Below are 12975 nucleotides of genomic sequence, written 5' to 3'. Positions count from 1 at the left end.
CACCCTTCGAGATATTTTATGATAAACTGTTGCACTTAGCTTGACAATTCGCCGTACTAAAACATTTTCTCCACCTACATTAAATACATGATATGCTTCTTTTAAGAATTTTTTATCTACGCCATTTCCTTCTTCATCGTATACAACTGCATCTTCTGCCACGTTTAATACATCAACCAGGTGAGCTTTTGCAACATCTGCTTCTACTCCAGCTCCTACTAGGCAACTTAAGTTAACTTTACTTGCTTCTTCTTCTCCTGATACTAATGCTGATACTGGTGCTGCGAATAATGCCATTAATGCTACTCCTGATACTAATACTGATAATTTCTTTTTCATAGTGAACACCTCCATATAATCCCTCTGACTTAATTTTTTTTAGTCTGTAATTTGTATTTTTTTAATTTGTTTTCTTTGTTCCTTGTCTATGTCTATATCATAGACCATAACTTTCATTAATTCAAGGTCATTTTTTAACTGTTTAAAATCTTTCAAAAATTGCATAATTTTATTCTTAATTTTCTTTTTAGTTTTTTCTTACCTGATTTTTTACTTTTACTCCATTCTTCGTTACTTATATAACGCAAAAAGTTATCACGATTTTTAGTTGATTTTTCAATATTTTTAAATCATCATATAAATTTTTCCTAAAACTAACAACGACATACAACCAACAACTTGCACACCTACAATGAATTTTTTCTTTTGAAGTTGTTATTTTCTTGTTATTTATAAAACGAATACCTATTTTCTAACTTTTGTAAATTTTTGCACAAAGTCAAAAATAAACATACTCCAATCTTGTTGTAGGTTGTTTCTTTTTGTAATTTTTATTGTTTCTCTAAAAGAAATTATTTTTTGATTTTTCTTTAATATTTTAGATTCCATTTTCTGTCACAATTGTATTTTTTTCACGGAAAAAATCATATAATTTAGCTATTCAAACACTCTGCGTCAAATTCTTCTCACAAACAAATTTAATTTTTTCTCGTTTTTTGATAAGTTATTCTTATTATTATAAGTATTATAGATAATAAATTCGTAAGCATTTCCTTGAATATAATTTGCTTATCAGCAAAAAATAATGATTTCAAACAAAAAAATAGACGATAATTTTATAAATTCTCCAAAATTATCGTCTAATATATTTCCATATTTTTATAATATACTTCTATATTTTTCTTCTATACAGCTATTTAAATCTCTAATTATAGTCTGCATATCCTTCTTTAAATGCATTTATAAATATTTTTTTAGCTTTTGATTTCTGAGTAGCTTTTATAGGGTTGTCATTTTCAAGCTCTTCAAACATCTTTTTAGCTTCTTTATCTATATTGGCTTCACTTCCACCATTGGCTTTATACTCCTGACCAGAAAGGAATCCATTCTCTTTTATAGCACTTTCTAAATCAGCGTCTAAGTCCTCTCCCTTATTCCGGTTTTTAACATCTTCAACAACACCTGTTATTATATCATTTGCATCTTTTTCCTCTGTAGAAGCTTCTGTATCAGTTGTAGCTGCATCATCTGTAGTTGTATTATCCTCTACAACACTAGAGCCCTCATCTGATGTACCTCTAACCTTTGCTATATCATTTCTTGCAAGAGCCATATATCTCTTAAACTCCCCAAAATTTTTCTTAAACTTAACTATATTCTTATCGTACTTATCATGGTTTCCTATAGCACCCTCACTAGCTTTCTTTATATCCTTATAGCACTTCTCAAGGTATTTCTGAGCATTGTACATATTATCGTAATTATATTCAAGATCCTTTACCTTAGTAAGATTCTTCTCTATATCAGCTGTTAGCTTCTGAGCAGTTTTTTCACTACCACCCTTATGTCTTAATTTATCTATTGATAATATATCTTTTCTTAGCTTCTCATAATACTTATATACCTGTGTATAATCGCTAACTATTCCATTAACATTCTTATCTGTAACCTTAGTAACTAAATCCTTAGTACATCCAGTTGCAAAAACAGAAAAAGCAAGCACAGCACACAAAGCTAAAGACTTCACTCTTCTTAGCATCTCGTATCTCCTCTCTAATAAAAAATTCACATTACTATACCTATATAATTTTAAAGTATTTAAAGAAAAAAGTCTACCTTCTTTTCAGCATTTATCAAACACTTCCCCTAAAAACTTCACTCAAACACAAATCCCCCTCCAAATACATAATATCCAAAAACAAAAAAATATAACCTACTACTTCCCCAACTTTACAAACTGCACAAAGAAATAAGCACACACTTGCAAATACACTTCTGGCAAATAAATTGATTGATATATAGGATATCGCAGTTTTATAGTGATATCTACTTTTGACTTGATGTAGATATTGCAAATCGCATCGACAATTCTGCAAGCGCCCCACATCATTGAAATGTGTTACATAAACATGTGGGGCGCTGAAGCCTGGAGAAAGATTGCAATATCTACATCAAGGTATTAAAAAAGGAGATATCACAAAAACTGCGATATCCCCCTATATTTCAATTAATTATTTACAGAAAGTATTTGCAACGTGTGCTTTTATTTCTTCAGCAGTTCCCATTGCTAGTACTTCATCAGCAAATTTTTTCATATCTGCTTCATTTACTGAAGTTATAAGTTTTCTTGCTGGAAGTATAGATATTGGAGACATAGAGAATTCATCTAATCCGAATCCAAGAAGTATTGGTATCATCATCTGATCTCCTGCTGCTTCTCCACACATTCCAACCCATTTACCTTCTTTGTGTGCGTTGTCTATAACCATTTTTATAAGTCTTAACACAGCTGGATTGAACTGGTTGTATAAGTAGCTTATTTTCTGGTTCATTCTGTCAACTGCAGTAGTGTACTGTATTAAGTCGTTTGTTCCTATAGAGAAGAAGTCAACGTGTTTAGCAAGTACGTCTGATATAACTGCTGCAGATGGTACTTCTATCATCATACCTAATTCTACATCTTTTGCGTATGCTATACCTTCAGCATCTAATTCAGCCTGAACTTCTTTAACTACTTCTTTAGCTTTTAATAATTCTTCTAATGAAGATATCATTGGGAACATTATTCTTAATTTACCATATACACTAGCTCTGTATAATGCTCTTAACTGAGTTTTGAATATATCAGTTCTATCTAAGCATAATCTTATAGCTCTGTATCCTAAGAATGGGTTCATTTCTTCATCTAGAGGAAGATAGTCTAATTTCTTATCTCCACCTATATCAAGAGTTCTTATAACGATTGGTTTACCGCTCATTCCTTCTAATACTGCTTTATATGCTTCAAACTGAGTATCTTCTTCTGGTAATTTGTCTGAGTCCATGTATAAGAATTCAGTTCTGTATAGTCCAACACCTTCAGCGTCATTTTTTATAAGACCTTCTATATCGTTTGGAGTACCTATATTACCTGCTAATTCTACTCTTCTACCATCTAAAGTAACAGATTCTTTACCTTTTAATAATTCTAAAGCTTTCTTTTCTTCTTCAAAAGCCTGTTTTTTAGCTGCATAAGCTGCTTTAGTTTCTTCATCTGGGTTTATTATAACTTCTCCAGTATCACCATTAAATACTACGAAATCTCCATCTTTAACGTTTTCAGTTATGTCAGTAAGACCTACAACTGCTGCTATTTCAAGAGTTCTAGCCATTATAGCTGTATGAGAAGTTCTTCCTCCTATATTAGTAAGGAATCCTAAAACCATTTTTTTGTTCATAGTAGCTGTATCTGATGGAGTTAAGTCGTGAGCAACTAGTACTACTTCTTCATCTAATGCAGATAAATCTACTACTTTTATTCCTAATAAGTGTCTTAACACTCTGTTTGTAACGTCTTTTATGTCTGCTGCTCTTTCTCTCATGTACTCATTGTCCATAGATTCAAACATTGCAACAAACATTTCTTTTATTTCATTTAATGCGAAATCAGCATTAACTTTTTCATCAGCTATTTTAGCTTCTGCTGCTCCAGTTAATTCTGGATCTTCTAAAACTAAAAGGTGCGCTCCGAATATTTCAGCTTCTGCTTCACCTAGTTCTTTAGCTGCTTTTTCTTTAACTTTTTCTAGTTCAGTTTTAGATACCTGAACAGCTTCTCTTAATTTAGCTATTTCAGCATCTACATCTGTTATAGTTCTTTTTTCTATAACAAGCTCTTTATGTTCTACAACAAGTGCTTTACCTAGTGCTATACCAGGAGAAGCTCCAGTTCCTTTGAATGCCATAACCATATCCTCCTAAAAGATAATTATTTATAACCGATTCTTATTCACCGAATCCTGATTCAACCATTTCTGATAATTTAGCTATAGCTGCTTCTTCATCTTCTCCGTTAGCTATTAAAGTGAATTCAGTTCCTTTTGATAAACCTAAGCTCATTACACCCATTATTGATTTAGCGTTTACTTTTTTACCATTAGCTTCTATTTCTACTGTAGCTTTGAATTCAGATGCTCCTTTAACGAACATTCCTGCTGGTCTAGCGTGTAAACCTGTTTCATTGATAACTGTTAATTTTTTTTCCATTTTTAAATTCCTCCTGAAGTGTTTTTTAAATTAAATTAAATTAAATTTAAATTATATTATCTATATCTACCCCACTTTAGTGGGACATTTTTCGTCCGACGGTATTATTAAGTTCCCACTCGGCTATCTTTTTCTATTATACTACTAAATTTTATTTTTTTCGACAACTTTCATTAATATTTTAATAAAAATTTTTAAAAATATTATGTATAACATAAAAGATATGTTTTTCTTACAAATTTTGGTAGATTATCACGTCTAAAAGTATATTGATATACATAATTCACAGTATATATTACACTATTTTAAATTAGATATAAAGCAATCTACAAGCACAGATTTTCTGTGTTCTTTCTTTTGTTTAATATTAAGCCTAACTTCTTCTCTACGGAACTCTCTATAATCTATTAAATTGTCACGATATGTATCATTTATTACTGAATTAATATCGTATACTTTAACCCTATTTTTTCCATTGCGCTCAAGTGCATTTTCATAAAACGCAAAGTATAAATCTCTGTAGGTAAAATTCTTTGGCAGCGATAATAACTCGCCTGCCTTTGGAATAATAGCCTCCATTAAAGTTCTTAGATCAGGATTTCTTCTAATATTGAATACCTGGCATAAAAGCTTTATATCTTCTTTTTTCATACGCCTTATTTTTTCAAAACACATATCTTCTGTAATATTTCCGGCGTTTCTAAAATAGAATCTAACTCCATCATACTTTTCAAAAGTTTTCATAGTATCCAAATATCCTAAGTTTATATTTTTCTGAATATGATCCCTATCTTTATTCATAGAGCCACCCAGATATTCTGACGGATACACCACTTTTAGATTTAAGTCGCTGTGTTTTTTTATACTTATTGTACCCTGTAGATTGTCCTGAATTCTAATTGCTACTATATCTTTGTAGCCTTTCTTTTCAAGCATTCCAATAGGTAGATTGTCGACAAACATTCCATCTACATATAGCTTATTGTCCATCACATTCATTTTGAATATAGGTAGGCTTGCACTAGCTATAAGGTAGTCTACTAGTCTTCCCTTTTGTATATCCTCTAAAAATAACGACTGTGGATTTAGTTTTTTATCTATATACATAGTAACCATTCCAAAGTCTATTCCCTTGTTTCTTATTTTATCCTCATCCAAAGTATCCTCTAGCATCTCCCTAAGTGGAGTAATGTCGATTCCGTCATTTTCTTTAAATGACTTCTTTATAAGAGAAAGAATCTGGTTCATCCGCTTCATGCTCAAATCCATATCCTTTAGCTTTTCATACGTTTCAAAATCTACATTTATAAAATGCTTATAATCGTACTCAAGCCATATTTCCTCCATAATACGTATATCATCCTGAACCATATATGCACCATTCAATGCACCTATTGAAGAACCTGTAATTCCTTGAAAATCCATACCCATTCCTTTAAGTGCTTTATATGCACCTATTTGGTAGGCACCTTTTGTACCTCCACCTTCAAGAACTAGACCTCTCATAATACACCTCTTCTGATGCAAAATGCATCTTATTAAAATTTGTCTTTAAAGATATCTTCCTCAACTAACAAATCTATCTTTTGTATAAGCTTATCTATATTATCCGATATATTCAGCTTTTTTTCCATAATTTTTTTGGAATATTCTTCTATTTTTTCATAATTATCTCCCTTAAAGATCTTCATCTTCATAACTTTATTAGGATAATAATCATAAATTCCCCTACTCATCTTTTTTGCATTTATTTTATAATACTTGTCGTATATTGAAGAATTTAAAAGAGCTACAATATACTCATATGAAAATTCTTCCTTGTACTCATCCTTTAAATAAAAAGAATATACATCTGCACTGCTGTATAAATTATCGTAATCTACAGCAAATTTATTTTCTCTAGATTTATAGGGATACATAACTTTAGTTCTCTCAAATACGCTTTTTTCTCTCCCCCACTGTAGTTCATACCACTTTCTAATACACTTTAAGCACTCTCTTCTATTTTCTAACTTTTCTTTGTACGGATTTATACAATTTTCAAATATATATTTCTCATCATCCTCGCATTTTATATCATTAGAATATATCATCTTGTGATTAACTTTAGGAATTACATATTTTTCTATATCTCTACTCTTTGCAAGGTCTTTCAAAAGTTTAGGCGTTATATTTTTTAATCTATTATCGTCATTTTTTAAGATAAACGCCTTATCACATCCAGTTATAACACCTTGAGAACTTTCCGCTATTTCATAAAGCCTATACCCTTGCATTTTTTCAATTCTAAGATACAGCTCCATATCTTTTTCGTTTGCTATAATCCAATCTGATTGCAATCTACTTGTAGATATTTTTATGCTCTCAAAATCTTTTGTATTATTCTTTATTTCCTCTACACTCTCGACAAGATTTTTTCTATCATTTACATATACATACTTATCTGATTTCTTTCTATATATATTGGTTGTAGAAATTCCATATCCTTTTTTTCTCATTCGTATTATGCATGCAGAAATACCTACACAGTCGAATACCTCTGCTCCAAGAAAGTCTATAATTTCCTCTATTTCCACATTTTTTTCTAAATATTTTCTGAGCAATTCCGCAGATATACTCTCTAAAAAATATCTCGGTGTTATTAAATGGATTACTCCATCCTTTTTTAGCAATTCTATAGAGTTTTTATAAAAGCAGAAGTACAAATCAGATTTATCTCTATAAACCTCTTTGTATTTATCCATTATAAACTGCTTATACTCCTTTGTAAGAAGCTTATGCCCTACATAAGGTGGATTTCCGATTATAATATCAAATTTTATTCCCCAATCAATATTCAATCCATCCTTATTATATATATTCATATCAAATATACCTGTATTACACTCAAACTCCCTTAAATAAGTCGCTTTATATTCATCCCAGCTTTCTTCTTTATCCAAATCATCGCTTATACTTGATTCATCATAAGTTCCCGTAATAGCAGTCTTTGTCAAAAGCATCTTAGTTATTTCTACAGCATCGCTATCTATATCAGTGCCGTATATACAATTTTTTAAAATATATCTAGGTAAATTTTCTTTTTTAAAACATTCATCACCGTATTTTTCAACTAATTCATCAGATTTTCCCTCAAAAATTTCAAGCAATCTATCAAATGCGTACACAAGAAAATTCCCACATCCACATGATGAATCCAAAATTTTAGGACGTGGATTTTTTAGCACATCTAATTTTCCAACTGTATTATCTACTATATACTCAACTATTTCTGCAGGAGTATAGTAAATTCCAGTTTTTTTCCTTTTTTCTATATCTAAATTATTTTCATATAATCTCGCTGCTTTAAATTTTTCCATAATAAGCCCCTCAAAATAGATAAAATTTATTTAACTAATTTTTACCATTTTTCTCATCTAAAAACGTAAGCGTACCCTGCATTATTCCCTCAGCTAACATATCTTGGTAGTTAGGATCTTTTAGTTTTTTCATATCAGATACATTAGTTATAAATCCGCATTCAACTAATACTGCTGGCATCGTAGTTTCTCTAAGTATTTCAAAGCTATTCCGAAGTATTCCTCTACTCATTATCTCGACATAAGATGCAGTTGTCTGTTGTACAGAGTTAGCAAGTTCTTTAGATCCATCTGTAGCACCATTTCTGTACCATGTTTCAAGTCCATTTGCATCGCCGTATTTTTTCTGTGCATTTAGGTGTATAGAGATTAAAGCATCTGCATTTGCTTTCTTCGCAATTTCAGCTCTTTCTTCTAAGCTTACATATTTATCTTCTGTTCTAGTCATTATTACATTTACATCAGACTCTCTTCCCAATCTTGATGCTACTTTTTTAGCTATCTGCAGTGCGATGTCTTTTTCGTATACGGTTTCTGTACTGTCAATAGATCCCTTGTCATTTCCCCCATGTCCAGCATCTACTACAATATTGTATTTTTTTGACTGCTGTTTTTTCTCATCATCTAAGTCATACTGACCTTTTACTGGTTTTGTTTTAGAATTAGAGCTATCTTCTGTTTTAGAGCTTTTATCATTAGATACACTACTATCTCCAGAAGAACTTTGTGATGTAGACCCTACTTTATTTAGCGATTTACCTTTTATCATCTGTACACCTTTAACTCCACAAAATCCCAATGCTACAACTAAAAGAACTGCAATGGCAACTCTTCCCCATTTGATTTTTCTCCCATTCTTTTTAGGTATAGACTTTCCTGCATTAGGCTTTTTTAGTTTCTTAGGCTTTTTAACATTGCTCTTTGTATTTTTTATCGTCGACTTAGGTTTTGTCGATTTATTCTTTTCTTTATTATTTGATTTTTTAGTTGTATTTTTATTTGTATTCTTTGTACTTATTTGTCCAGTTTTTTTATTTCTATCTATATATATAACATTGCTTTTTTTCTTTTCATTGCTCTTGTTTTTATTTTTATTATCTTTGTTCGCCATAATATCACCTTTCTTAACATATTCCTTATTATTTTAACATTTGAGGTTATTTTTTTCAATCGAATAGTTTACATAATAACACCTTCTATTTGGATATTATGCATTAAAAAAGCAGGCTCCTCAGCCTGCTTTTTTAAAATTATAAGTCTTTTGGGATTAATTTATACTTGATTATCTCTATTTATGAGATAGGATAGTTTCTGATGTTATTATTGGATTCATCACATCGTCTATAGATGCTGTTGTTCTTACATCCATTTTATTTTCTTCTTTTACAAAGTTTCTTGAAGTTATTATTGGGTTCATTACATCTTCTTCTGCTACTTTGTTTAGGTTGTCATTTTTAACTTCTTCTTTTACGAAATCTCTTGAAGTTATTATTGGGTTCATCATATCTTTTTCAGCTACCATATTTATGTTGTCATTTTTAACATCTTCTTTTACAAAGTTTCTTGATGTTATTATTGGATTCATTTCATCCACTTCTGGTAATTCAAATTTATCTGTATCAGCTGTTCTATCTTCTACTGTTCTTGAAGTTATTATTGGGTTTAAGCTTTCGTCTATTTCTAATGCACTTACACTCTGTACTCCAAGTCCTCCTGCTACTACTACTATTGCTACTGCTGCGATTATTTTTCTAAGATTTAAGTTTTTCATGACTGTCCCTCCATTTATGTTAATGTATTTTTTACGATTTTGTTTGATATTTATTTATCTCTTTCTTTGATTATAGTTTAACAAATGTTTTGCAAAAAGTAAAGCCTTTTTTGAGAGATTGTATTAAATTTTTTTATTTTACTTTACAATTTTGACAATTAAACAAAATAGTCTTATTTACATATATTTTCAGAAAAATCAGCCATAAAAATTTATTTTTTAATGGATTTTAGACTATATTCCACAAATTTTCTGATAATTCATCCCTATTTCACAACTTGTATACAGGTCCTAAGTTGTATCTTTTTAAATATAATTTTCTGATAATTCAAAACAACTTGACTATTCTGTAGTTATTTTTTTAACATAATTTGCTTCTAATTTACTATTCTTTTTATAATTTTAATTTCTCTTTTACATATTTTGAATATTTTTTATCATTCTTTTTTGTAATGTGGTTATTTTTATTCATCTATTCCTATTTTTTATATAAATATGTATATTTTTCTACAATCTATTCAAATAATTATATACATATATATAATGTAGAAACTTTTAAACTAAAAAAAGCCCCAACTACATAATCACTGTAGCTGAGGCTTTCTTTGCATCACTATATATTGAATACTTCTTTTATTTTTTCAAGCACTCCATTTTCACTGTTCTTACCAGCTATAAATCTGGCTTTTTCTTTTAATGCATCTATAGCATTTTCCATTGCATAACTATAGTAACCACATTCTATAAGCTCTAAATCATTCATCTGGTCACCAAATATCATTATCTCTTCACTTTTTAGACCATATCTTTCTTTTATATGCTCAAGAGCCTTTCCTTTTGTTACACCTTTTTCCATTATATCTAACCAATGAGGTCCTGATGTACATACTGTCATATACTCGCCAAACTTATCAAAATAATCCTGGCAATGTTCAGAAATAGGTCTATCATCATATATCGCTGTTTTTAGTACATCTTCCTTAACATCTTTTAAATCATCTACAACTGTTACACTTGAGCAGTATATATCTAACATTTTTAAGAATTCTTTATCCTTACATTCTGTATATGCAGTGTATTTAGTATTTAAAAGAATTTCTTTATTTTCTGCAGCTCTAGTGAAGTCTATTATATCTTCTACATTTTTTCTATCCATTGGATCACATAATAGTTCTTCCCCTTTATTTACTGCAAATGTTCCATTCTCAGCTATAAACATCATTTTATCTTTTACTGATTCAAAAAGTGTTTCTAGTGATGGATACTGTCTACCACTAGCAGCCATAAATGTAATTCCCTTTTTATATAATTCATTGAAAACATGATTAAATTCTTCGTTTAATTCTCCATTATTGTCTAATAGAGTCCCGTCTAAATCTGTCGCTATAAGTTTTATCATAGAATACCCCCTCTTAATTTTTAATCTTTTTATAATATACCCCACCTTTATGAAATTTTCAAGAATTTTAGTTTTCAATCTATATTTATAGTTAAAAAAGTTGTAGAATATATTCTGTGACGACAATATAAGATAAAAAGTCAAAATCTATTGAATAATTCTCTGTATTCTAATATAATTATAAGATGATTTTATAATATTCTTATAGAATCGAGATTATTTAATTGAGTAAAATTAATTGAGAAAAAAAGAATACAATAAAAAGAAAGAAGGGATTTTTTTGTCTAAACTCAGAAAGCTTGTTATACTTCTTGCGGTTCTTGTTATAGCCTTTCCGACATGTGTGTTTGGATATGTATATACAAAATTAAAAACTGTTCAGGATAATGGTGATTACGATGCCCTGGATAGTCTGGACCACAAAAATGATAGCGGCATAACAAATATTCTTCTTCTTGGTACAGATGGTAGACCTGGCGAAAATGCTCAGAGATCTGATGCTATGATGATTCTTACTGTTGATAATAAAAACAAGAGTCTAAAGCTTACTTCTCTTGGTCGTGATACATATGTAGATATACCTGGACATGGAAAACAAAAATTAACTCATGCCTACTTCTACGGAAAAGCAGATTTACTTATCGAAACTATAGAAGAAAACTTCAAGCTTGATATTCACGATTACGCTCAGGTCGATTTCTATTCATTTATGGATATAATAAACGTACTTGGTGGTGTAACGGTTGATGTTCAAGAAAGTGAGTTAAAAGAGCTTAATAAATTTATACCAGAAACATATTCTTGGTATGAACATGATGACAAAGGTAAGATAAAATATGTAACTAAGGCAGGTAAACAAAATCTAAATGCATACCAGGCACTTTCATTTGCTCGTATAAGAAAAAATGATGGTACTATGGAAAGAGATAATAGACAGAGAATGGTTATAGAAGCTATGGTTAAAAAACTAAAAGGTCTTCCAATATCAAAATACAACGACCTTATGAACTCTGTTTTACCATATGTTAAAACAAATATGTCACCTGCAACAATACTTGGACTTGCAAAAGACGTACTTTCAATTGGTAACTTCGATATAACTTCACTTCAGTTCCCTCTTCACCCAGAACGTGAAGTAAGACTTGGAAAAGCAGGTTATGTTATACCATTTGAAGAATACGAAGTAGATATATTACACGATTTCATATTTAAAAATATAGTTCCTACAAAAGAACTTATAGAAAATGCAGATAAACAGTACGGAAGAACAGATTACAGTAGTTATATAGAAGATGATTCTTCATCTAGCTCTTCTAGTTCATCTAGCTCATCATCTGATTTAGATGATGATAGTAGTTCTAGCGGAAGTTCTAGTCATTCTGGAAATAGTAGTCATTCTTCTTCTGGTGGAAGCAGTCATTCTAGCGGTTCTAGCTCTTCTGATGATTCAGATTCTGATAGTTCTTCTGACTCTGGAAGCTCTGATTCTAGTAGTTCTTCTGGCGGTTCAGATTCAGGAAGTTCTGATTCTGGTAGCAGCGACTCTGGAAGTGGAGAAGTAACTGAATAAATATAAAACATTGGGACTGTTGCGTATCTTGCAACAGTCCCTTTTATTTTTAATCTTTTATAAATTTATTATCTGTTTAAGAGTTATTAAATCAAAATTTATAATTATTATATTTATTCGCAGTATTGAATTTATAGACAAACTCCTCTCCAGCTTCGACGTGTGTATAAGTAAATTGTTTTGTTGTAAATCAACCTCACGTCTCCAGATTGTCGAGAGAGTTTTGTCTATGCACTTCAATCCACTAAGTTAGATATCATCCCTATAAAATTCGATTTGAGCAGAACCTAAGGATAACCGATGTAATATTTTCAACAAGTCTTTTTGCTTTAATATGTTATAAATTTACTAG

Annotated in this window: 10 protein-coding genes; 1 reads left to right on the top strand and 9 read right to left on the bottom strand. The window is 30.4% G+C overall.

Going from position 1 to position 12975, the window contains the following annotated elements:
• The 9 genes from DWX74_RS09610 to DWX74_RS09570 form a co-directional block, all read right to left on the bottom strand.
• The coding region (locus DWX74_RS09610) for a hypothetical protein (RefSeq protein ID WP_147382063.1) at positions 1-339 on the bottom strand (339 nt) is incomplete at its 3' end.
• Positions 340-1204: 865 nt separating this feature from the next.
• Positions 1205-2038, bottom strand: coding sequence for a hypothetical protein (locus DWX74_RS09605; protein ID WP_118549750.1), 834 nt, complete (start codon positions 2036-2038; stop codon positions 1205-1207).
• A gap of 472 nt (positions 2039-2510) precedes the next feature.
• Positions 2511-4223, bottom strand: a complete 1713-nt coding sequence (ptsP, locus tag DWX74_RS09600) for a phosphoenolpyruvate--protein phosphotransferase (RefSeq protein ID WP_118549749.1) — start codon at positions 4221-4223, stop codon at positions 2511-2513.
• A 40-nt stretch (positions 4224-4263) separates the two neighbouring features.
• Positions 4264-4524, bottom strand: coding sequence for an HPr family phosphocarrier protein (locus tag DWX74_RS09595; RefSeq protein WP_118549748.1), 261 nt, complete (start codon positions 4522-4524; stop codon positions 4264-4266).
• A 300-nt stretch (positions 4525-4824) separates the two neighbouring features.
• A complete protein-coding gene (locus DWX74_RS09590) occupies positions 4825-6030 on the bottom strand; it encodes a patatin-like phospholipase family protein (RefSeq protein ID WP_118549747.1) in 1206 nt (401 codons plus the stop codon).
• A gap of 32 nt (positions 6031-6062) precedes the next feature.
• Entirely contained in the window at positions 6063-7883 is a 1821-nt protein-coding gene (locus DWX74_RS09585) for an Eco57I restriction-modification methylase domain-containing protein (protein ID WP_118549746.1), read from the bottom strand.
• Between the two features lie 34 nt (positions 7884-7917).
• On the bottom strand, positions 7918-8994 hold the full coding sequence (locus DWX74_RS09580; RefSeq protein WP_118549745.1) for an N-acetylmuramoyl-L-alanine amidase family protein: 1077 nt from the start codon (positions 8992-8994) through the stop codon (positions 7918-7920).
• 177 nt (positions 8995-9171) lie between these two features.
• Positions 9172-9654 (bottom strand): hypothetical protein, encoded by a 483-nt coding sequence (locus tag DWX74_RS09575; protein ID WP_118549744.1) that lies wholly within the window; start codon positions 9652-9654, stop codon positions 9172-9174.
• A 613-nt stretch (positions 9655-10267) separates the two neighbouring features.
• Positions 10268-11053 carry an HAD family hydrolase gene (locus DWX74_RS09570; RefSeq protein WP_286164316.1) on the bottom strand — a complete coding sequence of 262 codons (786 nt, stop codon included), beginning with the start codon at positions 11051-11053 and terminating at the stop codon, positions 10268-10270.
• Positions 11054-11333: 280 nt separating this feature from the next.
• Between DWX74_RS09570 and DWX74_RS09565 the strand changes: the two genes are divergently transcribed.
• Positions 11334-12623, top strand: coding sequence for an LCP family protein (locus tag DWX74_RS09565; RefSeq protein ID WP_118549743.1), 1290 nt, complete (start codon positions 11334-11336; stop codon positions 12621-12623).
• Positions 12624-12975: the final 352 nt, after the last annotated feature.

Origin of the sequence: Peptoclostridium sp. AF21-18 (genome assembly GCF_003478825.1) — a bacterium.
In the GTDB taxonomy this organism is placed as follows: domain Bacteria; phylum Bacillota; class Clostridia; order Peptostreptococcales; family Peptostreptococcaceae; genus Peptacetobacter.
This window is presented reverse-complemented; position numbering and strand designations above follow the sequence as displayed.